This is a genomic window from Kineosporiaceae bacterium (assembly GCA_016713225.1).
Classification (GTDB): Bacteria; Actinomycetota; Actinomycetes; order Actinomycetales; family Kineosporiaceae; genus JADJPO01.
Map to the genome: position 1 here is coordinate 1 of JADJPO010000008.1, position 25,979 is coordinate 25,979.

At 70.8% G+C, this 25,979-nt stretch carries 15 protein-coding genes, 2 tRNA genes and 9 pseudogenes; 14 read left to right on the forward strand and 12 right to left on the reverse strand.

All coding sequences use genetic code 11. The features are described 5' to 3' along the window. Both IPK24_22220 and IPK24_22225 read right to left on the reverse strand, forming a co-directional pair. Positions 1–382 (reverse strand): annotated as a pseudogene (locus IPK24_22220) (Nif3-like dinuclear metal center hexameric protein). A gap of 426 nt (positions 383–808) precedes the next feature. Further along, positions 809–1,172: pseudogene (locus IPK24_22225) on the reverse strand (DUF3052 domain-containing protein). 249 nt (positions 1,173–1,421) lie between these two features. Between IPK24_22225 and aceE the strand changes: the two are divergent. Continuing rightward, positions 1,422–4,287, forward strand: a pseudogene (gene aceE / locus IPK24_22230) (pyruvate dehydrogenase (acetyl-transferring), homodimeric type). Here aceE and IPK24_22235 read toward each other — a convergent pair. Continuing rightward, a complete protein-coding gene (locus tag IPK24_22235) occupies positions 4,196–5,005 on the reverse strand; it encodes a hypothetical protein (protein MBK8078191.1) in 810 nt (269 codons plus the stop codon). The pseudogene aceE and the gene IPK24_22235 sit on opposite strands and share 92 nt — an antisense overlap. Before the next feature lie 228 nt (positions 5,006–5,233). On the opposite strand from IPK24_22235, the pseudogene ppk2 reads away from it, so the two are divergent. The 6 genes and pseudogenes from ppk2 (at position 5,234) to fabF (ending at position 11,214) form a co-directional block, all read left to right on the forward strand. Continuing rightward, positions 5,234–6,199 (forward strand): annotated as a pseudogene (gene ppk2, locus IPK24_22240) (polyphosphate kinase 2). A 122-nt stretch (positions 6,200–6,321) separates the two neighbouring features. Beyond that, positions 6,322–7,468 (forward strand): annotated as a pseudogene (locus IPK24_22245) (helix-turn-helix domain-containing protein). Between the two features lie 27 nt (positions 7,469–7,495). Next, positions 7,496–8,542, forward strand: a complete 1,047-nt coding sequence (locus IPK24_22250; GenBank protein ID MBK8078192.1) for an ACP S-malonyltransferase — start codon at positions 7,496–7,498, stop codon at positions 8,540–8,542. Beyond that, positions 8,529–9,481 (forward strand): annotated as a pseudogene (locus tag IPK24_22255) (ketoacyl-ACP synthase III). The gene IPK24_22250 and the pseudogene IPK24_22255 overlap by 14 nt, the downstream one beginning before the upstream one ends. Positions 9,482–9,561: 80 nt before the next feature. After that, positions 9,562–9,809 (forward strand): annotated as a pseudogene (locus tag IPK24_22260) (acyl carrier protein). Between the two features lie 153 nt (positions 9,810–9,962). After that, positions 9,963–11,214: pseudogene (fabF, locus tag IPK24_22265) on the forward strand (beta-ketoacyl-ACP synthase II). Positions 11,215–11,381: 167 nt separating this feature from the next. On the opposite strand, the pseudogene IPK24_22270 reads toward fabF, so the two are convergent. Then, positions 11,382–11,869, reverse strand: a pseudogene (locus tag IPK24_22270) (DUF3145 domain-containing protein). Positions 11,870–12,150: 281 nt separating this feature from the next. Between IPK24_22270 and IPK24_22275 the strand changes: the two are divergent. The 3 genes from IPK24_22275 to IPK24_22285 all read left to right on the forward strand — a co-directional run bounded on the left by IPK24_22275 (position 12,151) and on the right by IPK24_22285 (position 14,379). Next, positions 12,151–12,573: a hypothetical protein gene (locus tag IPK24_22275; protein ID MBK8078193.1), complete on the forward strand. Its 423-nt coding sequence runs from the start codon at positions 12,151–12,153 to the stop codon at positions 12,571–12,573. 73 nt (positions 12,574–12,646) lie between these two features. Then, complete coding sequence (locus IPK24_22280; GenBank protein ID MBK8078194.1) at positions 12,647–13,732, forward strand: S-(hydroxymethyl)mycothiol dehydrogenase; 1,086 nt, start codon at positions 12,647–12,649, stop codon at positions 13,730–13,732. 5 nt (positions 13,733–13,737) lie between these two features. Then, positions 13,738–14,379 (forward strand): MBL fold metallo-hydrolase, encoded by a 642-nt coding sequence (locus IPK24_22285; GenBank protein MBK8078195.1) that lies wholly within the window; start codon positions 13,738–13,740, stop codon positions 14,377–14,379. Between the two features lie 14 nt (positions 14,380–14,393). Here IPK24_22285 and IPK24_22290 read toward each other — a convergent pair whose 3' ends face one another. Beyond that, positions 14,394–15,413, reverse strand: a complete 1,020-nt coding sequence (locus IPK24_22290) for a hypothetical protein (protein ID MBK8078196.1) — start codon at positions 15,411–15,413, stop codon at positions 14,394–14,396. A 141-nt stretch (positions 15,414–15,554) separates the two neighbouring features. On the opposite strand from IPK24_22290, the gene IPK24_22295 reads away from it, so the two are divergent. Continuing rightward, a tRNA-Ile gene (locus IPK24_22295) sits at positions 15,555–15,628 on the forward strand. A gap of 25 nt (positions 15,629–15,653) precedes the next feature. On the opposite strand, the gene IPK24_22300 is transcribed toward IPK24_22295, so the two are convergent. Then, positions 15,654–16,334 carry an SDR family oxidoreductase gene (locus IPK24_22300; GenBank protein ID MBK8078197.1) on the reverse strand — a complete coding sequence of 227 codons (681 nt, stop codon included), beginning with the start codon at positions 16,332–16,334 and terminating at the stop codon, positions 15,654–15,656. Positions 16,335–16,417: 83 nt separating this feature from the next. On the opposite strand from IPK24_22300, the gene IPK24_22305 reads away from it, so the two are divergent. The 3 genes from IPK24_22305 (at position 16,418) to IPK24_22315 (ending at position 18,700) form a co-directional block, all read left to right on the forward strand. Next, positions 16,418–16,822 (forward strand): MerR family transcriptional regulator, encoded by a 405-nt coding sequence (locus IPK24_22305; protein MBK8078198.1) that lies wholly within the window; start codon positions 16,418–16,420, stop codon positions 16,820–16,822. 57 nt (positions 16,823–16,879) lie between these two features. Further along, on the forward strand, positions 16,880–17,866 hold the full coding sequence (locus IPK24_22310; GenBank protein ID MBK8078199.1) for a pirin family protein: 987 nt from the start codon (positions 16,880–16,882) through the stop codon (positions 17,864–17,866). A 63-nt stretch (positions 17,867–17,929) separates the two neighbouring features. Continuing rightward, positions 17,930–18,700 carry a PIG-L family deacetylase gene (locus IPK24_22315; protein ID MBK8078200.1) on the forward strand — a complete coding sequence of 257 codons (771 nt, stop codon included), beginning with the start codon at positions 17,930–17,932 and terminating at the stop codon, positions 18,698–18,700. 46 nt (positions 18,701–18,746) lie between these two features. Here IPK24_22315 and IPK24_22320 read toward each other — a convergent pair whose 3' ends face one another. The 6 genes from IPK24_22320 to IPK24_22345 form a co-directional block, all read right to left on the reverse strand. Next, positions 18,747–21,140, reverse strand: coding sequence for an aminotransferase class III-fold pyridoxal phosphate-dependent enzyme (locus IPK24_22320; protein MBK8078201.1), 2,394 nt, complete (start codon positions 21,138–21,140; stop codon positions 18,747–18,749). A gap of 237 nt (positions 21,141–21,377) precedes the next feature. Then, entirely contained in the window at positions 21,378–22,433 is a 1,056-nt protein-coding gene (locus IPK24_22325) for a transposase (GenBank protein MBK8078202.1), read from the reverse strand. 279 nt (positions 22,434–22,712) lie between these two features. After that, entirely contained in the window at positions 22,713–23,372 is a 660-nt protein-coding gene (locus IPK24_22330; GenBank protein MBK8078203.1) for a peptidoglycan DD-metalloendopeptidase family protein, read from the reverse strand. A gap of 3 nt (positions 23,373–23,375) precedes the next feature. Continuing rightward, positions 23,376–24,332: a phosphotransferase gene (locus IPK24_22335; GenBank protein ID MBK8078204.1), complete on the reverse strand. Its 957-nt coding sequence runs from the start codon at positions 24,330–24,332 to the stop codon at positions 23,376–23,378. A gap of 10 nt (positions 24,333–24,342) precedes the next feature. Further along, a complete protein-coding gene (locus tag IPK24_22340) occupies positions 24,343–25,728 on the reverse strand; it encodes an NAD-dependent malic enzyme (GenBank protein MBK8078205.1) in 1,386 nt (461 codons plus the stop codon). Positions 25,729–25,823: 95 nt separating this feature from the next. Beyond that, positions 25,824–25,896 (reverse strand) — tRNA-Asn (locus IPK24_22345). Positions 25,897–25,979: the final 83 nt, after the last annotated feature.

Sequence of the window (25,979 nt, forward strand, 5' to 3'; positions counted from 1 at the left end):
CAGGCCGAGCACCCGAGCGAGGCGTCGGAGACACCGAGCGCCGCGGCGTCCGCATTGGTGTGGGCGGTGTACGGGGCACAGTCGGCGCGCACCAGCCGATGCACCAGCCGAAGCCCGCTGGCGGTGGTGGCGAGCTACGCCTTGCACCGGGGCGCAGCAACGGCACGGGTGGTGGGTGAGCACCAGGTCGGCGTGCCAGTCGAGCGCCTCGTCGACCACCGCGGTCACCGGGTCGACGGCGAGCAACACCCGCCGGATCGGCGCTCGCGGATCGCCACCAGACCAAACCCACGCGATCCCAGTCACGGGCCCAGGTGGGGTCGTAGAGGTCCTTTCGAGGACGTCGATGACCTCGGCGAGGACAGGAGGACGAGGTGTCGATGGTCACCTTGGGCACACTAGTGCGGCGCCGCACCCGATGACGTCACTCGGCGCTCGACTGATAGCGACAAAACAGATTACTCAGAGCAAGTAACGGCGTGGAGGTGACGCTTCGTGACCGCTGGGCGAAGAATCATCGAACCGGCGGGCCCGCTTCTCGACCAGTCGACCGCCGACCGTTCGACCACCGACGGCCCGACCGCCACTGGTCCACCGCCAACGGTGGGCGGCCGGACTCGAACAAACGACACCCGCAGTGTAGGCGCCTCGGTGCTCTACCAACTGGGCTACAGGCCCCGAGGGGACGAGTCTGCCCGAACGCGCAACCGCACAACAACGCCATCGTGCGGCCAGGCGTCAACCACCGGGTACACAGATCGAGCTGCCTCGAGACTCACCGCCGTGGTGAGCACCGGCCGGCGCCGGGTCAGCGCCAGCCACCTCGCGGGGTGGCCAGCCGGGTTCGGTCCAGTCCGCACAGGCGCTGACCGTGCTGGTGGCGTGCAGTCCGGCGGTCGGCGCAGCCTCCCCTCGATCTCGGAGGGCTCGACATGGCCGTCACGACCCGCCTTCGGCGTGAACAGCCAGATCACCCCTTCGGCGAGGTTGGTCAGGCTGTCCATCAAAGGCATCCAGACCAGGTCGCCCGTCCTCTTCGCGCCACCAGAAGATGACCGCATCGACAACAACGTCCTGATTGTCCTCGTCGACCAGCTCATGGCCGGTCACATCCTCGATCTGCGTGCGCAGGTCAGGTCGACGTCGCCGTCGTACCCGAACTCCTGGACCATCTGACCAGGCTTGAAACCCAGCTTCCCGGCCCTCGACTGCTCCGCCGCGGACTCCCGCGGTCGCGCCCGTCCTGCCCTCCAAGTCTCACTGCTGGTTCCCGTCGCACGCGCATCCGGGAGTGGTTCGACGCTAGTGCACTGCACGGCGGGCCTGATGCGCAACAGGTCCCCCCGGTGAGTCGGCACTGGAAGAACCTTCTCATTTCGCCACGCGCGAAAGGTGACGTGGCGACCGAGGACACAGCCAGGATGGACCTTGCACACCCCCGCGCGACCACCGCGTCACAGCCGTCACCGCTGTCCACCTCACCACGACGAAGGGATCCTGCCGTGCCACACAAGCGGGGACCGATCCTGAACGGGTTTGCCCAGTTCGCTGCCGGACATCGATCCGGATGGGACCTCGGAATGGTTGGCCTCCCTCGATGCCGCGGTGGACGACCGCGGTCGCGAATGCGTCTCCCTTTACCTGATGCTCGCGTTGTTGCAGAGAGCGCGAGCGCGGCGTCGGCGTCCCCAGGCTGTCGCGGACGGACTACATCAACACCATCCCGCCGGGCGGAGCCCTGGTTCCCCCGGTGACGGACGCCGAGCGCGCCACCGCCGGTGGATCCGCTGGAACGCCGCGGTCATGGTGCACCGCGCCCAGCGGCCAGGATCGGCGTCGGCGGCCACATCTCCACCTACGCCTCCTCCCGCGACCCTGTACGAGGTCCGGCTTCAACCACTTCTTCCACGGCGAGGACCACCCCGGTGGTGGCGACCAGATCTTCATCCAGGGCCACGCCTCCCCGGCGTCTATGCCCGCGCCTTCCTCGAGGGCGCATCTCCGAATCGCAGATGGACGGCTTCCGGCAGGAGAAGTCCGACGTCAGCGGCGGTTTGCCCTCCTACCCTCACCCCGGCTCAAGCCCGACTTCTGGCAGTTCCCGACCGTCTCGATGGGCCTCGGCCCGATCAACGCGATCTACCAGGCCCAGTTCAACAAGTACCTGCAGGGTCGCGGCATCAAGGACACCTCCGCCCAGCGGGTGTGGGCCTTCCTCGGCGACGGCGAGATGGACGAGCCCGAGAGCCGCGGTGCCCTACGGCTGGCCGCCTACGAGGAACTCGACAACCTCACCTTCGTGATCAACTGCAACCTGCAGCGCCTGGACGGCCCGGTGCGCGTGCAACGGCAAGATCATCCAGGAGTTCGAGGCGTTCTTCCGGGGCGCCGGCTGGAACGTGATCAAGGTGATCTGGGGCCGCGACTGGGACCCACTGCTGGCCAGTGACCGCGACCAGGCGCTGGTCAACCTGATGAACCGCACCCGGACGGCGACTACCAGACCTTCCGGGCCGAGGACAGCGCCTACATTCGCGAGAACTTCTTCGGCCGCGACCCCGCGCCCGCAAGCTGGTCCGAACACCTCTCGGACGACGAGATCTGGGGCCTGCGCCGCGGTGGGCACGACTACCGCAAGGTCTACTTCTCCCACAGAAAGGCCGCCACCGAGCACACCGGCCAGCCCGCGGTGATCCTGGCCAAGACCATCAAGGGCTGGGCGCTGGGGCCGACGTTCGCCGGCCGCAACGCCACGCACCAGATGAAGAAGTTCAGCCTCGAGGACCTGACCATGTTGCGCGACCGGCTGCGCATCCCGGTCAGCGACGAGCAGTTGGCCGCCGACCCGTACCTGCCGCCGTACTGCACCCCGGGCGAGGGCAACGAGGTCATCGAGCACCTGCGCGACGTCCGGCGCCGGCTGGGCGGTCCGCTGCCAGACCGCCGACCGAGCACCACGACGCTCGCGCTGCCCGACGAGAAGGCCTACGACGTGGTGCGGCGCGGGTCCGGCAAGCAGCCGGTGGCGACCACCATGGCCCTTCGTTCGGCTGCTGCGAGACCTCATGCGAGACAAGGAGATCGGCAAGCGGATCGTGCCGATCGTGCCGGACGAGGCCCGCACCTTCGGCATGGACTCGTTCTTCCCGACGGCCAAGATCTACAACCCGCACGGCCAGCAGTACACCTCGGTCGACCGCGACCTGATGCTGGCCTACAAGGAGTCGACGTCCGGGGCGATCCTGCACACCGGCATCAACGAGGGCGGCTCGGCGGCCGCGTTCACCGCAGTGGGATCCTCCTACGCCACCCTCGGCGAACCGATGGTGCCGATCTGCATCTTCTACTCGATGTTCGGCTTCCAGCGCACCGGCGATGCGTTCTGGGCGCCGCCGACCAGATGGCCCGCGGCTTCGTGGTCGGGGCCACCGCCAACCGGACGACGCTGACCGGCGAGGGGCTGCAGCACGCCGACGGCCACTCGCCGATCCTGGCCGCGACCAACCCGGCGGCGGTGATCTCCCGGCCTACGGCTACGAGCTCGGGCACATCATTGCGGGACGGCCTGCGCCGGATGTACGGCCCGACGCCGGAGGACATCTTCTACTACCTCACCGTCTACAACGAGCCGTACCCGCAGCCGGCCGAGCCGGACAACCTGGACGTCGAGGGCGTGCTGCGCGGCATCTACCGGCTCGCCCCGGCTCCCTCGCCGGAGGGTCGGCCACGGGTGCAGCTGATGGCCTCGGGCGTCGCGGTGCCGTGGGCCCTGGAGGCCCAACAGTTGCTCGATCAGGACTGGGGGGTATCGGCGGACGTCTGGAGCGTCACCAGCTGGTCGGAGCTGCGCCGCGACGCGCTGCGCTGCGAGGAACACGCCTTCCTGCACCCCGACGAGCCGGCCCCGGTGCCGTTCGTCACCGGGCGGCTGGACGGCGCCCCGGCCCGGTGGTCGCCGTGAGCGACTACATGCGCCAGGTACCCGACCAGATCCGGCAGTGGGTGCCCCAGACGTTCGTCTCGCTGGGTACCGACGGGTTCGGGTTCTCCGACACCCGGTCGGCCGCTACGGCGGTTCTTCACCGTCGACGGCCCGTCGGTGGCAAGCCCGGCGCTCGGGCTGCTGGCCCGGCGCGGCGAACTCGACCCGGCGCGTTGGCCACCGAGGCGGTGCAGCGCTACAAGCTGCTCGACGTCACCGCGGGGACGACGGGCAGCTCTCCGGCAGCGACGCCTGAGCCGGACGACCCAAGCAGAACGCGAGGGCGTCACCCGACGTCGGGGTGACACCGCCCTGCGCCACTCGCTCTCGCGCGGCGCGCAATTCCCGCAGGTCGATCAGCGGCAGCCCGCCGCCAGGGTGGGCGGCGGTGGGGCCCGCCTGAGCAGCCTCGATGAGCAGCAGCAGCTCGTCGTGCAGCTGTTGGAGCCGGGCCGGTCTCGGGATGCGCCCCAGCGCCTCCAGGTGGCGACGCGCCTCGGGCCGGGCCGACTCGATCGCCGACTCGACCATGTGCCGACCGTCGGTGTGCTCGCGCGGACGCCAGTGGCCCATGCCCAGATTGAGCGCGACGCCCGGCAACCCGGCTTCGCGCAGCATCTGCAGCGAGGTCGCCAGGCCCAGGCCCACCGGATCCCGTTCGGCTGCGGTGCCGAGCCGGCGCATGGCGGCGTCCCGGTCATCGTGCAGCGACAACCGGGCCAGCTCGACCAACGGGTACCAGGCCTTGCCCGAGTGGGCCAGCTCCTCGGCGAGCGACCACACCGCGTCGTCCATCGCGCGTTGCCGGTCGACCCCCGGACTGTCGACATGGCGATCGGCCGCGTGACGTCGGACGACGTCGGCGAGCCGGTGGAAGGCCGCCACGTCGTTGGGGTCCTCGCGCAGGATCTGCCACAACGCCGCCTCGGCCGCGGCATCGGGCGATCCCTCGACCTGCGGACCCGAGGCCGGATCACGTTCGGGCCCAGGGGATGTCGCCAGGTTCGTCTCCAGGGCCGGCACGGCCTCGACGCATTCGGTCCAGGCTACCCCATATCGGCCCCTATCGTCATGACTCGACCCGGTACTGACCCTAACCCTTGCCGCGAGACCGGGCGAGGGCTGGACGGATCCGCCGTCGTCACACGAACGGGCCGATATGGCCGTTGGTGGCGTCTGCAACACCTTCCGGATGAACAACTGGGGCCAGCCACTTGCGCTGGGCGATGTCGGCACGCTGAGGTTTGGCGCATGGCACACGACAAGGCGAAGAGCGCCTCCTCCACCCGTCGCGCCGTTGTCACGCCCCCGGGGGCGGCGGAAGACAACAAGCCGAAGGTCCACCGGCTCTCCCGGATCGAGTATGAATCCGAACTGATCAAGCTGCAGAACGAGCTGGTCCAACTGCAGGAATGGGTCAAGGCCACCGGGCAACGCCTCGTCGTGATCTTCGAGGGCCGTGACGCCGCCGGCAAGGGCAGCACCATCAAGCGGGTCACCGAGTTCCTCAACCCCGTGTCGCCCGCATCGTCGCGCTGCCGGTCCCCACCGAGCGCCAGCGCACCCAGTGGTACTTCCAGCGCTACGTCGCACATCTGCCCGCGGCCGGTGAGATGGTCTTCTTCGACCGCTCCTGGTACAACCGCGCCGGCGTCGAGCGGGTCATGGGCTTCTGCACCCCCGAGGAGTACCGCCGCTTCCTGCACCAGTGCCCCCGCCTTCGAACGGATGCTCATCGAGGACGGGATCATCCTGCGCAAGTACTGGTTCTCGGTCAGCGACGAGGAGCAGGAGCGCCGCTTCCGCTCCCGCGTGCAGGACCCGTTGCGGCGGTGGAAGTTCTCGCCGAACGACCTGCTCACCCGGGACCGCTGGGTCGACTTCTCTCGAGCCAAGGACGAGATGTTCGTCCACACCGACCTGCCCGAGGCGCCCTGGTACGTCATCGAGGCCGACATCAAGCGCCACGCCCGGCTGAACACGATCGCCCACCTGCTCTCGACCGTGCCCTACGAGCACGTGCAGGCGCCCCCGATTCAGCTGCCGCCGCGACCCGCCGCTCAGGACTACGAGCGCCCGCCGCGCGAGCTCTTCCACGCGGTGCCCGACTACGCCGGTGGCATGCTCGAGAAGCTCGACGCCGAGAAGGCTCGGCGCAAGGTCGAGAAGGAGACCAAGAAGGCCGCCAAGCCCGCCACCAAGCAGGCCGGCGCCTGATTCACGGCCCGGACGATCAGCCGTTCCCCGGCACGCCACCACCAGGTGAGCGCGCCGGGGATCCGACCGTGCGCCGCCTGGAGCGCGGCATCGGCGCCCTGTCGACCGCCGCCGTCCAGCGGATGGACGAGCGCCTGGCCTGGTATCGCGCGCTGCGCCCGGAGGACCGCACCTGGGTCGGGGTGATCGCCCACGCCGGGATCACCGCCTTCGTGGAGTGGTATCGCCGCCCCAGTGACCCGGTTGCGTTGACCGCCAACGTGTTCGGCGCCGCACCGCGCGAACTGACCCGGTCGATCTCGCTGCAGCAGACCCTCGACCTGCTGCGCACCGTGGTCGACGTGGTCGAGGAACGGGCCAGCCTGCACGCCGCCCCCGAGCCCAGCAGGCGGTGCGTGAGGCGGTGCTGCGTTTCTCGCGCGAGGTCGCCTTCGCCGCCGCCGGCATCTACGCCCACGCGGCCGAGATGCGCGGCGCCTGGGACGCCTCGGCTCGAGGCGTTGGTGGTCGACGCGCTGGTGCGCGGCGAGCCGGACGAGGCGCTGCACTCGCGCGCCGCCGCGCTCGGCTGGGCCGAGGGCTATCAGGTGGCGGTGCTCGCCGGCCGGGTGCCACCGGTCGCCGGCCAGGACTCGGTCGAGGACGTCGCCGCCGAGATCCGGCGGCATGCCCGCAAGCTCGGGGCCGACGCCTTGGTGAGCGTGCAGGGCGAGCGGCTGGTCGTCGTCCTGGGTCACCCGGAGGATCCCGGCGTTGGCCCCCGACCTCACCAGTCACTACGGCGACGGCCCGGTGGTGACCGGCCCCGTCGTGGCGGCCCTGGGTGAGGCGAGCCGCTCCGCCCGCGCGGCGATCACCGGCCTGGCCGCCGCACGCGCCCGTCCCGACGCACCACGCCCGGTGAGCGCCGACGACCTGTTGCCCGAACGGGTGCTCGCCGGCGACCCCGATGCCCGAGCGGCGCTGATCGAACGGGGGTACCGGCCGCTGGCCGCAGCCGGCACCTCTCTGCTCGAGACCACCGCCACCTATCTGGCACTGGGCACCTCGGTCGAGGCGACGGCTCGCCATCTGTTCGTGCACTCCAACACCGTGCGCTACCGGCTGCGACGCACCACCGAGATCACCGGATGGGATCCCACCGACGCCCGCGATGCCTTCGTGTTGCAGGTGGCCATCGCGCTCGGGCGGCTCGGCCCCCCCGATCGACTCTTTAGAGGAAACCTCCAAGTCTTTGGTCCCGGCTTCGTCGGCGATTCGGCCACCTGACACCCCGCGACACGGCACGCTGAGACCGTGCTCGCCATCACCTGCCCCGGGCAGGGCGCCCAGACGCCCGGCTTCCTCCAGCCCTGGCTCGACGTGGACGGGGTGGCCGAACGACTCGGCTGGCTCTCCGCCGTGTCCGGCGTCGACCTGCTGACCCACGGCACCACCTCCGACGCCGACACGATCCGCGACACCGCGATAGCCCAGCCGCTGATCGTGGCCGCGGCGCTCGCCGTGGCCCCCGCGATCCTCGGCGGAGCCGGCGGCCCAACGGGCTCCGGCGGCTCCACCGGTGCAGCCCCGGCCGACGCCGTGGTGGCCGGGCACTCGGTCGGTGAGTTCGCCGCCGCGGCGCTGGCCGGCGTCCTGAGCGCCGAACAGGCCATCGTGCTGGTCCGCGAACGGGGTCGCGCCATGGCCGCTGCCAGCGCCGTCACCCCCACCGGCATGAGTGCGGTGGTCGGTGGCGACCCGACCGAGGTGAGCGAGGTCATCGAGAAGTTCGGCCTGACGGCAGCGAACGTGAACGGGTCCGGCCAGGTGGTCGCCGCCGGCACCCTCGAGCAACTGGCCGAGCTCGCCGCTGCCCCGCCGGCGCGGGCCCGCGTCATTCCGTTGCAGGTCGCTGGTGCGTTCCACACCCACCACATGGCCCCGGCGGTCGACGTCCTGGCCCAGCTCGCGGCGGCGGTCACGCCGGCTGCGCCGACGGCCCGGCTGCTGTCCAACGCGGACGGCGCGGTGCTCGACTCGCCCACCCAGGCGCTGGGACGGCTGGTGACCCAGGTGTCGAACCCCGTCCGCTGGGACCGCTGCCTGCAGACCCTGGCCGACCTCGGGGTGACCGCACTGATCGAACTGCCACCGGCCGGCACCTTGGTGGGTCTGGCCAAGCGCGCCCTACCCGGAGTGGAGTTGCTCGCGGTGAAGACCCCGATGATCTGGACGCGGCCCGCGACCTGGTCGCCCGGCACAGCGGAGCAACCGCCGCCGCGGCCTCCGGAGCAATCGCGTGAGCGGCCGGCTGACGGCGGCCACCGGATCCCCGCACGCCCGGATCATGTCGGTGGGTAGCTACCGTCCCGAGCGGGTGGTGACCAACGAGGAGATCTGCCAGAACATCGACTCCTCCGACGCCTGGATCCGCGAGCGTTCCGGAATCGTCACGCGACGTTTCGCTGCCCCCGACGAGTCCGTGACCGACATGGCCGAGCAGGCCGCGATCGCGGCGATCGCCAAGGCGGGTATCGCGGCGTCCGATGTCGACGCGGTGCTGGTCGCCACCGTCACCCACCCCTACCAGACCCCTCGGCCGCCACGCTGCTCGCCCACCGCATCGGCGCCACCCCGCCGCCGCGCTGGACATCTCCGCCGCCTGCGCCGGCTTCTGCTACGCCCTGGCCCTGGCCACCGACATGGTGCGCGGCGGCTCGGCCCGGCACGTCCTGGTCGTCGGCGTCGAGAAGCTGTCCGACTTCGTCGACCCGCACGACCGGGGCACCGCCTTTCTGTTCGCCGACGGAGCCGGTGCGGTGGTGGTCGGGCCGAGCGACACCCCGGCCATCGGCCCCACGGTATGGGGCTCGGACGGCGCCCAGTGGGAGACGATCAGCAACAAGTCCTCGTGGATCGACTACCGCGACGGCGGTCACCAGGAATGGCCGTGGCTGCGGATGGACGGTCAGCCGGTCTTCCGGTGGGCGGTCTGGGCGATGTCCCCGTGGCCCAGAAGGCGCTCGATGCGGCGGGCATCGGCGCGGCCGAGCTGGACGCCTTCATCCCCATCAGGCGAACGTCCGGATCGTCGATGCGATGCTCAAGCAGCTGCGGCTGCCCTCGAACGTCGTCATCGCCCGTGACATCGTCGAGTCGGGCAACACCTCGGCGGCCTCCATTCCGCTCGCGATGGATCGGATGTTGTCCTCCGGCGAGATCCACTCCGGCGGACTGGCACTCTTGATCGGCTTCGGCGCCGGGTTGGCCTACGCCTCCCAGGTGGTCGAACTGCCCTAGGTCGCCCCGACCCGGGCATCACGGATAGCACCACGCACACCCCGCACCACCCCATCCCCGCCGACGCAGCGAGACACGCCCTGGCAGTGAGCGAGCAGGAGATCCTCAGCGGTCTGTCCGGGCGGGCCACGACCGAGATGGAGATCCCGGCCGGGACCATCTCCGCCGAGCAGAGCCTGACCGACGATCTGAAGATCGACTCCTGTCGATGATCACGATCGTCTACAACGCCGAGGAGAAGGTCGGGGTGCGCATTCCGGACGACGAGGCGAACAAGCTCGTCACCGTCCAGGACGCGGTGGACTACATCAAGAACAACCAGGGCTGAGCTCGTCCCAGACCCTGCTCAGAGGCTGCGCTGCCGTCGGGGCCGGTGTCGGGCGAACCCGCACCGAACCCCGGCGGCGACCGCAGCCCACCGGGCACCGGAACCCACCACAGCACTCATCACAGCACTCACCCACGCATGAGGAGCACCACCATGGCCAGCGAGACATCCCGTCGAGTCGTCGTCACCGGACTCGGCGCCACCACCCCGCTGGGTGGTGACGTCGCCAGCACGTGGTCTGCTGCGCTGGCCGGCACCTCGGGTGCCCGTCCGCTGGAGCAGGACTGGGTCGCCGAGTACGACATGCCCGTGACCTTCGCCGCGCAACTGGCGGTCTCGACCGACCAGGTGCTCTCGCGCGGACAGCGCCAGCGGCTGGACCCCTCGGGCCAGATGGCGCTGATCGCGGCCAAGGAGGCCTGGGCCGACGCCGGCGCCCCCGAGATGGACGGCGACCGCCTCGGTGTCGTGATCGCGTCGGGCATCGGCGGGGTGTGGACCCTGCTGAGCTCCTACGACACGCTCAAGGAGAAGGGGCCGCGGCGGGTGTTCCCGCTGACCGTGCCGATGCTCATGCCCAACGGACCGGCCGCTGCCGTCAGCCTCGAGCTGGGCGCCCGCGCCGGCGTCCACACCCCGGTCTCGGCCTGCGCCTCGGGCGCGGAGTCGGTGGCCTACGCCATCGACATGATCCGCAACGGTCGCGCCGACGTGGTCGTCGCCGGGGGCACCGAGGCGTGCATCCACCCACTGCCGATCGCCGGGTTCGCCGCCATGCAGGCGCTGTCCACCCGCAACGACGATCCGCAGGCGGCCTCACGCCCCTATGACACCGGCCGGGACGGCTTCGTCATCGGCGAGGGATCGGCCGTGCTGGTGCTCGAGTCCGAGGAGCACGCGCGGGCTCGCGGCGCGAAGATCTACGCCGAGGCCGCCTCGGCCGGGCTGACCTCCGACGCCCACCACATCGCCGCCCCCCGACCCGGCCGGCACCGGGGCAGGTCGCGCCATGGCCGCCGCGCTCACGGCCGCCGGGCTCACGGCGTCCGACATCTGCCACGTGAACGCCCACGCGACGTCCACCCCGGCCGGCGACATCGCCGAGTCGGCAGCGATCCGCTCGGTGCTCGGCGAGGCCGCCGACTCGGTGGCGGTCACCGCGACGAAGTCGATGACCGGCCACCTGCTCGGGGCGGCCGGCGCGCTGGAGTCGCTGTTCACCGTGCTGGCGCTGCACGAACGGCAGATCCCTCCGACGATCAACCTCGACGACCAGGACCCGGAGATCACGCTGAACGTCGTCCGCAAGGCACCGCTCGCCCTGGGCGAGGGCGACCTGGCCGCCCTCAACAACTCCTTCGGCTTCGGCGGCCACAACGTGGCTCTGCTGTTCCGCACCGTCTGACCCCACCAACCCCGCTCAGAACCACCCCCAAACCTGCTCATGCTCCACTGGTGACCGCTCATGCTCCGCTGGGACCCGGATTTCCCGGTCTCAGCGGAGCACGAGCTGCACACCTGCGGAGCATGAGCACTGGAGTGTTGGTCGGGCGCTGTTGGTCGGGCGCGGCGTCAGCCGACGCGGTGGAGCCAGCGGACGGGGGCGCCCTCGCCGGCGTACCGGAAGGGCTCGAGCTCGTCGTCCCAGGCCCGCCCGAGGCCAGGTCGAGTTCGGCCAGCATACCGGTGGAGTCCTCGGCGCTCATCGCGCAGCGGATCCGGTCCTCCGGCACCAGCACGTTGCCGTGGGCGTCCGTCACCGCGTGGAAGATCCCCAGTTCGGGAGTGTGGCTCCACCGGGCGCCGTCCACCCCGGAGCTCGGCTCCTCGGTCACCTCGTATCGCAGGTGAGCCCAGCCGCGCAGCGCTGACGTCAGCTTCGCCCCGGTACCGGGGCTCGCCTGCCAGGACAGCTCTGTGCGCAGCATGCCGGACGCCGCGGGCTGAACGATCCAGTCCAACGACAAACGGACGCCGAGTACGCCGCCTGCTGCCCACTCGATGTGCGGGCACAACGCACGCGGCGCCGAGTGTACGAACAGGACGCCGCGCGTGGTCACACCGGCCATCTGTGCCTCCTTCGCCGACCGAGGTGCGTCTTCCCCAACGACCTCGACTTGCGCAGGGCTGCCGATGAACCGGGGCTTATTCTGCACCACCGGCCGCCCGCGCACCACCTCGTCGGACGGACCGATCGCACAGGGACCATCTTCACCCGTCCAGGGGGTCCAGATGGGGGTACGGCGCGCCGATGAATGATCAGGACCTCGTGCGGCCACAGCGGCCTGTTCATCCCCGCGAGGGCCACGGATCCGGGACCGGCAACAAGGGGACGTGAGACGTGCAGGACGCCGACGCCATGGACGCTGCCTACGACCAGGACGTCATCTCGCAGGTGATCCGACCTGCCGCCATCGTGCCCGAGGAAGCCGCCAACGCCATCCTGATCGAGCTGTCCCTCAACAGCGCCACCACCGGCGGCCTGTGGATGGCCGAACCGAGCCGGTGGAACCGCTACGACAGCCCGTGGCAGAGCACGGATTCGCCCGGCACCTCGTCGCTGGTGGGCAGCATCCAGGTCGCCTACGGCACCCCGACCAAGTACGAGCTGACCATCTATCGCGTGATCATCACCCGGCGCGGTCACGAGCTGGGCTGGTCCGTCGAGTCCCTCACCGACGAGGCGCTGGGGCTCGGCGGCCTGAGCCTGCGCGAGTGCCCGCGCGCCGAACTCAAGACCCCGCCCAAACCGTTCCGCTTCTGAGCGATCTGTGCAGCCGACCCCGTAAGGTCAGCCCGACAGGTCCACGGGACACGCGGGAGCACGGAGGTCGGCAATGGCCAGCAGAGTTCAGGGTGTGGTGGCACGGGCCAAGGGGGCACCGGTCAGCGTCGAGACGATCATCGTCCCGGACCCCGGCCCCGGCGAGGCCACCGTGAACGTGCAGGCCTGCGGCGTCTGCCACACCGATCTCCACTACCGCGAGGGCGGGATCAACGACGACTTCCCGTTCCTGCTGGGCCACGAGGCCGCCGGCATCGTCGACGCCGTCGGCGAGGGCGTCACCTCGGTGGCCCCGGGCGACTACGTGATCCTGAACTGGCGGGCCGTGTGCGGCCAGTGCCGCGCCTGTCTGCGCGGACGCCCCTGGTACTGCTTCGCCACCCACAACGCCACCCAGAAGATGACCCTCGAGGACGGCACGGTGCTGTCCCCCGCCCTCGGCATCGGTGCCTTCGCCGAGAAGACGTTGGTTGCCGCCGGTCAGTGCACCAAGGTCGACCCCACTGCTCCGGCCCAGGTCGCCGGCCTGCTCGGCTGCGGCGTCATGGCCGGCCTGGGTGCCGCGGTGAACACCGGCAACGTCGGGCGGGACGACACCGTGGCCGTGATCGGCTGCGGCGGCGTCGGGGACGCCGCCATCGCCGGGGCGCGCCTGGCGGGTGCCCGCACGATCATCGCCGTCGACGTGGACGACCGGAAGCTGGAGTGGGCGCGTGACTTCGGCGCCACCCACACCGTGAACTCGCGCAACGCCGACCCGGTCGAGGCGATCCGCGCCCTGACCGACGGCCACGGCGCCGACGTCGTGATCGACGCGGTGGGCCGGCCGGAGACCTACCAGCAGGCGTTCTACGCGCGCGACCTGGCGGGCACCGTCGTCCTGGTCGGGGTGCCCTCGCCCGACATGCGTCTCGACCTGCCGCTGCTGGACGTGTTCGGCCGCGGCGGCTCGCTCAAGTCCTCCTGGTACGGCGACTGCCTGCCCTCGCGGGACTTCCCGACGCTGGTCGACCTGCACCTGCAGGGTCGGCTGCCGCTGGAGCGGTTCGTCAGCGAGACCATCGGTCTGGGCGACGTCGAGGAGGCCTTCACCAAGATGCACCACGGTGACGTGCTGCGCTCCGTCGTGGTGTTCTGAGCGTCATGACCGAGACCACACGATTCGAGCGCCTGGTCACCTCGGGCATCTTCAGCCTCGACGGCGGCGACTTCGAGGTCGACAACAACGTCTGGCTGGTCGGTGACGAACACGAGGTGATCGTGGTCGACGCCTCCCACGACGCCCAGGCGATCCTCAGTGCCATCGGCGGACGGCGCCTGGTCGCCGTGGTCTGCACCCACGGCCACAACGACCACATCAACGCGGCCGCCGCCGTGGCCGACGCCACCGGGGCGCCGATCCTGCTGCACCCCGCCGATCGGATGCTCTGGGACGTCGTCTACCCCGACCGCGAACCGTCGCCGTTGGCGGACGGCCAGGTGATCACGGTGGCCGGGCTCCACCTCACCGTGCTGCACACCCCGGGGCACGCCCCGGGGGCGGTGTGCCTGTACGCACCGGACGCCGCACCCGACGGGGTGTTGCTGAGCGGGGACACCTTGTTCCGCGGCGGGCCGGGGGCGACCGGACGCTCGTTCAGCAGCTTCCCGACGATCCTGGACTCGATCCGCGAGCGGCTGTTGGGTCTGAAGGGCTCCACCAGGGTGCTCACCGGACACGGTGACGAGACCACGATCGGCGCCGAAGCGGTGGACTACGACGCCTGGGTGGCCCGGGGTCACTGAGCCGGTCCGGGCGGTCAGTTCAGCGATTCCTGGTAGACGATCACTCCGGCCGCCTTCAGCCGTTTGGCCGCGGCGACCTCCGACTGGATGGTCGCCTGCGTGGGCACGACGCCCTTGAAGCCGTTGGCGTACACCATCACGTAGACCTTCAGCTTGGGCTGTTCCTTCAGGATCAGGCGGTACTGCTGCTCCAGCAGCCCCGAGCCGATCTGGGTGAAGGGCCAGATCACCTCGGTGGTCTCGGCCTTGATCGAGGGGTAGATCGAGCGCCGTCCGGCAACGTCGCGGAAGTAGAGCACCGGCATCACACTGATCGGTCGGCCGGCCTCGGCGCGCAGGATGTTCTTCCACCGCGTGATCGTGCCGGGTGCGAACAGATTGCAGCGATTGGGCTGGCGCGTGGTGGTGTCGTAGGCGAAGTCGTCCATGGCCACGGCCGTCAGGTTCGGGAACCGCTTGGCCAGCTTGCCGATCTCACGCATCCAGGTGTCGTAGTTGCCCTTGAAGGGCAGAAGTCGATTGGCCGTGCACGGGGCGTCGTCCGTCGAGGTGGTGAACGGCGGCGTGAGCGTGATGTGCACGGCGATGCCACGAGCCTGCGCCGCCGCCAGGAAGGCCGGGAACGTCCGCCAGTCCTGCGCCGGCCGGTAGCCCGCCCGCGGGTAGATCAGGTAGGAGTAGGTGCGCGACCCCCGTGCGGTCACGCGCTCGAGTGTGCGCACGATGTCGATCACGCCGGAGGCGGTTCGCACCGGGGCGGCATAGTGCACCTGCAGGGTCCGCGAGCCGGACGACGGCGTGGCCGGCGTGGTCGATTTCGGAGCGACGCCCGAGACCGGCACACGCGGTGGCCGGGGAGCCTTGCCGACCGAGACCGAGCCGAACGATCCCCTGGACCCGACTGGCGGGACCGTCGTCTCGGCCTGCGCGGGGGTCATCTGGGTCACGACAGCTGCGACCAGGCACCCGGCAAGGGTCGCGGCCCAGTTCATCGGCTGGCGTCGTCGTCGAGGTGCGGCGTAGCGCCCGCCCATCTGCCCTCCGCCATGGTCGATCGGGGACGCCGATGCGTCCGCCCGTGCACGGTGTTCATCGACACGCCACCGGTGGGGTCTTGAGCCACCGAGCCGGACAATCGACACCGACCAGCGGTCACTGGCTACGCTTCTCCCCGGGGGGCGGTAGCTCAGCCGGTCAGAGCAAGGGACTCATAATCCCTCGGTCGTGGGTTCGAGCCCCACCCGCCCCACTCGATCCAGTTCGCTGGGTACGCCTCAGGCCGCCGTGACCACCTCCGGTGCATCGTCGGCCAGCGCCAGGTCGAGCAGCAGGCGGGCGACGTCCGCGCGTGAGACCTTGGGGTTGCCGCGCACGGCGCGGTCATCGGTCTGGACCCGGCGGCCCGTGGCCGGGCCGTCGGTGAGCGTGACCGCTCGGGCCACGGTGGCCCGCCATCCCGTCGAGCGCACGAGCTGCTCGGCCTGCGTGAGGCCGGAGTACGAGATTCTCAGAGCACTGGTCGAGATCACCGCCCGGACGACGGCGGGCAGGGCCCGCCAGGAATCGCCGGCACCGAAGGCGCTCAGCAGCACCACACGCTGCCAGGGCTCGCCCGCCGCGAGAAGCGAGCGGACGGCCGTCGGCGCGACATCCGGGCGACCGCTGATCCCACTCCACGGATGGCGGCCGCGGTAACGCACCCCCACCGCGACGACGATGGCCTGGCTGCCCGACACGGCGGCCCGCATCGCGGCGACGTCGTCCAGCTCGCCGTGCACGACGCGGAGCAGGCCATCGCCGCGGGCGGTCAGTTCCGCCGGCAGCCGTGACGGGTCACGCACCAGCGCCGTGACCGACAGACCCCGGTCGAGTGCCTGAGCCGTTACGAGGCGGCCGACCCGGCCGGTGGCGCCCAGGACGGTGATCGATCGGGTGGTCTCGAGGTGGGTGTTCATGACGTTCTCCTTCTCGCGAGGCGTGATGATGAGCGATGACACACCTTCGAGTTCACTCGAAGTCAAGCGCCGAGGGAGCCGTCGTGAACCTTCGCTGGACCGTCGCCGACTTCGCCGCACGCAGCGGCGTCCCGGCGAGCACCCTGCGGTATTGGGACGACATCGGCCTGCTCCCGGCGGGCCGACTCGACAACGGACACCGGCGATACGGGCCGGATCACCAGGCCCGGCTGGAGATGGTGCGCATGTGCCAGGCCCTCGGCTGCTCCACCGAGGAGGTGCAGCTGATCCTGGACGCACCGAATCCCGCCGTGCGAGCCGCCTATGCCGAGCGCACACTGCCCGTGGTGCGCGAACGCCTCGAGGTTCTGCTCGTCGCCGTTCGAGTCCTCGAGCACGTTGCCGTGTGCCAGCATCCGGACGCCGCCAGTTGCGGCGCCTGGATGCAGTCGGTGATGGGTCCGAGTCCGAGTCGTGGAAATAGTTAAATGATAAACTATGTTGTTTGGAGAGCATCAGCCGATCGACACTGAGGAGAAGCCGACATGCCCGCCGTGACCGTCGAGAACATCCTGACCCTGCCGCGGATCACCGCGCCGGACGCCACGACCACCCCCGAGCGCCCCGTCGTGTCGGTGACCACCGCGCCGAGCGGGTTCGAGGGTGAGGGCTTCCCGGTCCGTCGTGCCTTCGCGGGCGTCGACCTGGCCAGGCTCGACCCGTTCATCCACATGGACCAGATGGGTGAGGTCGAGTACGCCCCCGGCGAACCCAAGGGCACCCCGTGGCACCCGCATCGCGGCTTCGAGACCGTCACGTACATCATCGACGGGATCTTCGACCACCAGGACTCCCAGGGGGGCGGCGGCACCATCACCAACGGCGACACCCAGTGGATGACCGCCGGTTCCGGGCTGCTGCACATCGAGGCTCCGCCAGAGCACCTGGTGGTCTCGGGCGGTCTCTTCCACGGCATCCAACTCTGGGTGAACCTGCCCCGCACGCTCAAGTTCGCCCCGCCCCGCTACCAGGATATCCGCGGCAGCCAGGTGGCCCTGCTGTCGTCCCCGGACGGCGGCACACTGGTTCGTGTGATCGCCGGTGAGCTCGACGGCCACGCCGGCCCGGGCATCACCCACACCCCGATCTCGCTGGCCCACGCCACCCTGTCCCCCGGTGCCGAACTGCATCTGCCGTGGCGTCCCGACTTCAACGCCCTGGTCTACGTGCTGTCCGGTAGCGGCACCGTCGGCTCGGCCGGCATGGACCGCCGTCCGGTGCGGATGGGCCAGCTCGCCACCTTCGGCGCCGGCGGCGCGCTCACCATCGCCGCCGACCCCCACCAGGAGAGCCGCAGCCCCGACCTGGACGTGCTGATCCTGGGCGGTGCCCCGATCCGCGAGCCCGTGGCGGCCTACGGCCCGTTCGTGATGAACACCCGCGACGAGCTGATCCAGGCCTTCGAGGACTTCCAGGCCGGGCGCATGGGCAGCATCCCCGCCGAACCTCACCCCGGCCACGACGTGCTCTGACCCGACGACCGGCGCTGACCCACCGCGCTCGCCGGGCCGGCCCAGCGCCCCTACGCTGCGACGATGACGACACCGCCATCGGCCGCACCACTGCCGCCGTTGCCCACCGACGCCTTCCATCGGGTGCTGTGCGTCGTCGCCCACCCGGACGACGTCGAGTACGGCACCTCGGCCGCGGTGGCGGTCTGGACGGCGGCCGGCATCGACGTCGCCTACCTGCTGCTCACCCGCGGCGAGGCCGGGATCGACAGCCTGGATCCGGCGCGCACCGCCGAACTGCGTACCGCAGAACAGATTGCGGCCTCGCACCTGGTCGGAGTGCAGCAGGTCGAGTTCCTCGAGTACCCGGACGGCATGCTCGAGTACTCCCTCGACCTGCGCCGCGACATCGCGCGAGCCATCCGCCGATACCGGCCGGACGCCGTCCTGCTGGGCTCGTGGGAGGTCGAGTTCATCGCCGGGCTGAACCAGGCCGATCATCGGGTGGCCGGCCTGGTGGCGCTGGACGCCGTCCGGGATGCCGGCAACCGCTGGGTGTTCCGCGATCTGCTCGAGCAGGAGGGCCTCGAACCCCACGCACCACGCTGGGTGCTGGTCAGCGGCGACACCCGCCCCACGCACGGCGTGGACGTCACCGGGCAACCCCTCGAGCGCGGCATCGCCTCACTCGAGGCCCATGCCGACTACCTCGCCGCCATCCCCGGGCATCCCCCCGCACGCGCCATGCTGACGATGATCACCAGCATGCAGGGACGCGCCATGGGCGTGGCGAACGCAGTGCTACTGCGCGCCATCGACCTGCAGGCCCCGCCACCGATCGCTCTCGGCGACTGAGCCGCAGGCTTCGTCGCGTTGACCACCGATGTCGGTGGTCAACGCGTCAAAGCCCGGCGCCCAACCCCACGCCCAGGGCCTCGTCGAAGGCCGTCACGAACAGCTCGACGTGCTCGTCCTGCCACACCAGGGGCGGGCGGACCTTGAGCGTGGCGCCGGTGCGTCCCGTGGTGCCGACCAGGATGCCCCGGGCTTTCAGCCCCTCCTTGACCGCCGTCGCGACCGGTTTGGAGGGGAGGTCGATTCCGGCGATCAGCCCGTGGCCGCGCACCGGCTTCGCCTCGTCGGCCTCGCTCGCCCCGAGGTGCTTCTCGCGCACCGCCGCCGCTCGCTCACGCACCTGCTGCCCCAACCGGACGGCGTGCGCCGGGATCGTGAGCCCGTCGATCACCTGGTCCTCGAGGATGTCGAGCACCGCCAGGGACGCCGCCGTGCCCACCGGATTGCCCGCGAAGGTCGAGAAGAACTCGTACCGCGAGGCCAGCACGTCGGCGATCTCGCGCCGGGTGATGGTGGCAGCGATCGGGTAGCCGGCCCCCATCGGCTTGCCCATCGTCACCACGTCGGGCCTGACGCCCAGCTCGGCGAACCACCACAGCTTGGGTCCGCTGCGCCCGAACCCGATCTGCACCTCGTCGGCGACGTAGAGCGCGCCGGCCGCGTGGGCGCCGTCCACCAGAGCCGCCATGAACTCGGGCGGCACGGTCCGCACGCCTTCGCTGGTGAACATCGAGTCGGCGATCACCATGGCCGGGTGGCGCCCTGCCGCGCGCAGCTCGGCCGCAGCGGCCTCGATGCGCGCCAGCCCTTCGGCGCGCGTGAGCAGGGCGTCGTGCTGCACCGGGCCGTCGAAGGTGGCCACGCCCGCAGGCCGATACCCGGCGGGCCACTCCATGGACGACAGGTCGGCCAGCCACCGCGAGGACCCGTGATAGGCGTTCGAGCCGATGATCGCCCCGACGTCCCCGGCGGGATACCCGGCAGGACGGCCCGCGACCGCGCTGGTGTACTCGACGCTCAGTCGCCAGGCCAGTTCGTTGGCCTCGGTGCCCGAGGCGGTGAACAGGCAGGTGTCCAGCCCCGACCCGGGCGGCATCGAGGCCACCAACCGCTCGGCCAGCTCGATCACATTGGGGTGCAGGTAGCGGCTGTGGGTGTGCAGCACCGGTGCCTGCCGGGTGATCGCCGAGACCACACTCGGGTGACTGTGGCCGACCACGGCCACGTTGTTGTAGCCGTCGAGATAGCGCCGACCGTCGCGGGCGGTCAGCCAGACCCCTTCGGCCGCCACGATGTCCAACGGTTCGGCGTAGAACAGCGGTGACAGACCCCCGGCCTGGACGGCGCGTCGCCGGGTGAGCAGATCCTGCGAGGACGACGCCGGGGCGCCCGGAAGGCCCGGCGCCCCCAGCCCGGCCAACCGGCGCAGCCGACCACGCAGCGCACCGGGCGTGATCGCCGTCAACCGGTCGAGCAGAGCCTGCGAATCAGCGTCGTACTGGGTGATGTAGTCGGTGTTGTCGAGATGCTGCGGCGCCCGGTGGGCCGAGACCGCGAGCGTGATCAGCAACCGGGCGATCACCAGCTCCCCCAGCACGTCCACCTCGGCGGGTTGCAGCGGGCGGTGACGCTGATAGCCGCGCAACACCGCGGCGGTGAGCGACCAGAGCGTCTCGCCCTCGACCCCACGCAGCACCGAGGTGAGCGTGGCGGCCAGGTCGCACACCGCGGCGGTGTGGTGCATGTCGCCGAGGTCGACGATGCCGGTCAGGACACCATCGGTGTCGGTGAGCACGTTCGTCAGCGTGACGTCGCCGTGCTGCACGCCCGCCGGCAGCGCCGTGAGCCGCGCCAGGGCATGAGCCGTTCGAGACGGGATCCGCGGCGCGCCACGACGGGCGGACAGCTCCCCGAGCCGTCGCACGTCCCAGTCGAGCTCGCGGCCGGCCGCGGGATGGAAGAACCCTTGCAACGCCACCGAGAGTCGGGCACATCCGGCACCCACCGCCTCGGCGGTGATCTGGCTGACGGGCTGCCCCTCGTGGACCCGGCTCTGCAACGCCCGGCCGGGCAGCGCGGTGATCACCCGGACCAGGTGAGTGCCCGCCGGTCCGTCGATCGTGGTGGTCGGCTCGCCGGCGAGGGTGCGGACCAGCCGCGGAAGCGGCAGGTCGGAGGCGACCGCGGCCAGGTGCTGCAGCGCAGCGTTCTCCATGTCGATCACGGCGGGATCCTCGGCCGCGTGGGCGATCTTCAGCACGAACCGACGCACGATGCGGTGGGGGTTCGCGACCACGGCCTCCACCAGGAAGTTCTGGTCGCGCTCGCTCGGGAGCGGGCTCGCCTGGAGGGCGTCCGAACCGTAGAGGTTGCGGACCAACGCGAGGACCTCGGCCACCCCGACGGCAGGAGCGGGCAGGTCGAAGACGGCGCGACTCACCCGCCCATCCTCACATCTCCCCGACACCATCCCCCACGCACACCCCACGCACACCCGACCCACCCGCCGTGATCATGCAATCCGTGCACGTTTCGTGCACGGATTGCATGATCACGGGCAAAACGTGCACGGATTGCATGAAGCTCTCTTGTCAAGCGGCGGTGGCGGTTTGGGGTGTTTGGGTGGTTGGGGTGGGTTGGGTGGTGGTGCGGGCGTCGCGCCACATGCGCCTGATGATCACGTTGGCGAGGAGGCGTTTGTGGGCGCGGCGGGCCATTCTGGGGTCTGGCCGGGTCTGGTGTCCAGGCGGTGGGTGAGGTAGTCCCGGGCGGCGCCCTGGGTGCGGGCCTGGGTGACGTGCATGATGTGCAGGACGCTGTTGACGGCGCGGTTGCCGCCCAGGTCCAGGCGGTGACGTAGGGGCCGGGTGTCGCCTTCGCCGGAGGAGATCTCCAGTGGGGCGATGCCGCACCAGCGGGCGAAGGCGCCCTCGGTGGCGAACCGGGTCGGGTCGCCGATCTCGGCCAGCAGGGTCATCGCCGCGACCACCCCCACGCCCGGCAGGCTGGTCAGGGTGCAGCCCAGGGCCGCCAGCAGTGGCTTGGCCTGACGTTGCAGGTCTTTCAGGACCGCATCGGCGGCCGCGACCCGGGCGGCGATGGCCAGGGCCCGCCGGACCCGGACGACATCGCCGCCGGACAGCCGCTGCTGGTGCTGTGGGAGGTGGGTCAGGGCACCCAGGCGACGGGCGACGCTGCGGGTGTCGGGTAGCAGGTCCCGGACCGGGGCCGACAGGCCGGTCAGGACCGCTTCGGCCTCGTTCAGCAACCGGCGGCGGGCCTTGACCTCACTGGCCCGCCACGCGTGCAGGGCGGACAGCTCCTGCCAGGCGCCGGGCATCTGGGCGTGCTTACCCGCCGGCGGCAGGTCGGCATCGGCCAGCACCTCCCGGGCGATCGCGATCGCGTCGTGGGTATCGCTCTTGGCCCGGGTGCGACGCCGGCGCCTGAGCGCGGTCCGGTTCGCCGGGACCTCCCGCACGTCATACCCCAACGCCCCCAGAGCCGTGGCGACCTGCATCCCCAACCCTGCCGAGCCCTCCACCCCGATCCGGGACAACGGCACCCCCACCTCGACCAGCCACCCCGCCAACGCCGCGATCCCGGCCGCGGTCATCGCGAACGAGGCCGACGCGACCAGCCCACCGACCCCGCTCAGCACCGCCACCGTCGCCGACCGCTTGTGCGGATCGATCCCCGCCACCGCGCCACCGACCTGATCACCGATCTGCACGAACTTCTCCTCACCCGATCCGAGCCCTACCGTGGAGGACGCGGACCGGCCGAGCCGGCAGATCTAGGTCGAGAATGCTTCCAGGCTCTCTTCAAGCCAATGCCCGGCCGGTCCGCGTCACGATCGAGCAGCAGGCCCCAGCACTTCATGCACCAGACAACCCGTCACCGGGCGTCAATCACCAGCAGAGCCAGACCTGCCACCCCAACACCGAGCCAGGCAGCCAACCCAGCCCCGCAGCCACCATCCCAACACCTAGATCACCGCGGAGGGGTGGGGTCAGGGACGGGCGTCCAGGGTCTCGGGGACGCGGAGCAGTAGGTTCGGGTCAGGGCACCGGCTCGCCCACTCGGCCAGGTCCGAGCGGGTGCCGACGCCGGGCACGTCCAGGCCCATGCCGAGCAGGTCGGTGAGGATCTGCAGGTGCACGTGGGGCGCCCAGCCGCCGTTCTCGGCCTCGGTACCCACCGTGGCGAACTGCTGCCCGGCGGCGACCGACTGCCCCACCGACAGCCCGGGCAGGCTGGTGCGCGCCAGGTGCCCGTACAGCGTGAAGAAGTCCACGCCGTCCGAGGTGGTGTGCCGCAGGATGATCACCGGGCCGTAGTCGAGCGGGGCGGTGTTGTCGCCGAGTGCCTCGACCACGGCGTCCAGCGGGGCGAACAGCGGGTGCCCGGCCGGCACGAAGAGGTCGACACCCAGATGGATGGTGCGCCGCTCACCCGAGGGCGTCTCGTAGGCGGCGGTGTGGTAGACGCTGCGCTCCTCGAGATAGCGGCCGATGAAGACCATGCCGTCGCGCACCTGTACCGGAGGCGGGTCGGGCATCGACCAGTCCATGACCTGCCGGTCGAGCTCGGCCAGGGGGCGTCCCAGCACCGGCGACGGGGTCGAGGCGGCCAGGTGCTGTCGCACCGCCGTGGCGGCGTCCTCACCCATGGGTCACCTCGAGGATTGCGTGGTCGAGAGTCGTTGCAGCGCAGGGGCCACCGCGTCCTGACTCGCCAGAAGATAGTCGTTGCCGGGGTCGCGGGAGTGCTGCCAGCCCGCCATCACCACACTCAGCGCGAGCCGGGTACGGACCAGCGCGGGCAGCAGCTCGAGCTCCACCGAGTCCAACGGCGCGACCGCCTGGTAGCCCTGGATCAGCGGGGCCGCCGGCGCCCACGGATTCACCCCTTCGGCGCTCCGGCCGGCGATCGCGTAGGCGCATGCCACCGCGAGCCCGCAGACCCGTGGCGCCCGGCACAGGTCCCCGAAGTCGATCAGGCCCGGGCGCGCGGTGTCGTCCAGCACGATGTTGGCGTCGTTGGCGTCGTTGTGGATCACCTGCCAGGGCAGCCTCGCCAATCGTGGCGCCACCTGATCGACGAACTCCTGCAGGACGGCGCGCGCCACCTCGCGGCGGTCGGCGTCCGGCACATACCCGATCAGGTCGAGGGCGCGTCCGGCCTCGACCAGGTTCCAGCGCAGCAGGCGCCCGGCGTGCGGATGCTCGAACGCAGCCAGCGCGGTGTCCACCTCGGCCACGGTGGTGCCCAGCGCCCGCAGCGCCTCCGCGGTGGCGTCGGACGGCGTCCAGGTGCGCCCGGGCAGCCAGGTGAGCGCGCGCGCCAGCCGGACGCCGTCCGGCGTGACCTGCTCGATCACCGCCTCGCCGGCCGGAGTGCGCAGCACGCGGGGCACCCGGCCCGACAGCGCCGGGTGGGCTGCCAGGTGTTCGAGCGCCGCCGACTCGAACCCGATGTCGTCGGCCTCGCTCGTCGGGTGCAGTTTGAGCACCGCCACCGCCTGCCCGGAGGCGTCGATCAGTGCCGCATTCGCGGTGCGCTCCCCCACCAGCTCACGGACGTCGCCGGACAGCGCGAACCGGGCGATGACCTCGGCCCAGGGCCACATCGATGCCTGGTCAGTCCTGACGGGCCACGGCGCGCACGGCTGCCGCGACGGCCGGGGCCACCGCGGGGTCGAACACGCTCGGCACGATGAAGCTCGGGTTGCGCTGCTCGGGCGGCACCACGTCGGCGATCGCCTGGGCTGCGGCGACCAACATCGCGTCGCTGATGTGGTGCGCACCGGCGTCCAGCAGCCCCCGGAAGAAGCCGGGGAAGGCCAGCACGTTGTTGATCTGGTTCGGGAAGTCGCTGCGGCCCGTGCCCACCACGGTGGCGTGCTCGATCGCCGCCATCGGGTCGACCTCGGGGTCGGGATTGGCCAGCGCCAGCACGATCGCGCGGTCGGCCATGGTGGCGATGTCGTTGCCGTTCAACAGGTTCGGAGCCGAGACCCCGATGAACACGTCGGCCCCGGCCAGACCCTCGGGCAACTGGCCGTCGAACGCGGCCGGGTTGGTGTTCTCGGCGATCCAGGTCTTGAAGCTGTCGAGGTCGGTGCGGCCGGTGTGCACCGCACCCTGGGTGTCGAAGGCCACCACGTGGCTCGCGCCCTGCGAGAGCAACAGCCGGATGATGGCCTGCCCGGCCGCACCGGCGCCGCTGACCACGATGCGGACGTCGTCCAGCGCCTTGTCGACCACCCGCAGGGCGTTGATCAGCCCGGCCAGCACGACGATCGCCGTGCCGTGCTGGTCGTCGTGGAAGACCGGGATGTCGAGCATCTCGCGCAGCCGGGCCTCGATCTCGAAGCAGCGGGGCGCCGCGATGTCCTCGAGATTGATGCCGCCGTAGACCGGGGCGATCGCCTTGACGATGGAGATGATCTCGTCGGTGTCCTGGGTGTCCAGGCAGACCGGCCAGGCGTCGACGCCGGCGAAGCGCTTGAACAGGGCAGCCTTGCCCTCCATCACCGGCAGCGCCGCCGCCGGACCGAGGTTGCCCAGGCCGAGCACGGCCGAGCCGTCGCTGACCACGGCGACGGTGTTGCGCTTGATCGTGAGCCGGCGGGCGTCGTCCGGATTGGCGGCGATCGCCTGGCAGATGCGGGCGACGCCGGGGGTGTAGGCGCGCGAGAGGTCGTCGCGGTGGCGCAACTCGACCGTGGGCACCACCTCGAGCTTGCCGCCGATGTGCATCAGGAAGGTGCGGTCCGAGACCTTGCGCACCTCGAAGCCGTCGAGGTCGCGCACGGCGTCGGTGATCTCGTCGGCATGCTCGGCATCCGAGGTGTTCACCGAGACGTCGAGCACGATCCAGTCGTAACTGGACTCGACGACGTCGAGCGCGGTCACCACGCCGGCGGCCTTGCCGATGGCCGTGGTGAGATCACCCGTGGCATGCGGGTGGATGGGGGCCTGAACGCGCAGGGTGATCGTGTAACCGGGGCTCGGGGACGCCATTCGCCTACTCCGTGAGGTGGACTCGGAAGGCAGTCACGATACGCCCGAACAGGGTGGTTGCCGTGCACAAACGCTCGAGGGCGACGATTGAAGGGCTCCCGCACTTGGACTCGAACCAAGAACCTGCCGGTTAACAGCCGGCTGCTCTGCCAATTGAGCTATGCGGGATTGGCGCGGGCAGAACTCTACCAAGTCTGAGGAGTGGTTCCTGCACGCATATCGCGCCTGCACCTGCTGGTCGACCCGACGGC

Coding starts and splice junctions, on each gene's coding strand:
- IPK24_22285 (MBK8078195.1), top strand. CDS start 13,738: ATGACCGAGACCACACGATTCGAGCGCCTGGTCACCTCGGGCATCTTC.
- IPK24_22310 (MBK8078199.1), top strand. CDS start 16,880: ATGCCCGCCGTGACCGTCGAGAACATCCTGACCCTGCCGCGGATCACC.
- IPK24_22280 (MBK8078194.1), top strand. CDS start 12,647: ATGGCCAGCAGAGTTCAGGGTGTGGTGGCACGGGCCAAGGGGGCACCG.
- IPK24_22340 (MBK8078205.1), bottom strand. CDS start 25,728: ATGGCGTCCCCGAGCCCCGGTTACACGATCACCCTGCGCGTTCAGGCC.
- IPK24_22315 (MBK8078200.1), top strand. CDS start 17,930: ATGACGACACCGCCATCGGCCGCACCACTGCCGCCGTTGCCCACCGAC.
- IPK24_22290 (MBK8078196.1), bottom strand. CDS start 15,413: ATGGGCGGGCGCTACGCCGCACCTCGACGACGACGCCAGCCGATGAAC.
- IPK24_22330 (MBK8078203.1), bottom strand. CDS start 23,372: ATGGGTGAGGACGCCGCCACGGCGGTGCGACAGCACCTGGCCGCCTCG.
- IPK24_22300 (MBK8078197.1), bottom strand. CDS start 16,334: ATGAACACCCACCTCGAGACCACCCGATCGATCACCGTCCTGGGCGCC.
- IPK24_22335 (MBK8078204.1), bottom strand. CDS start 24,332: ATGTGGCCCTGGGCCGAGGTCATCGCCCGGTTCGCGCTGTCCGGCGAC.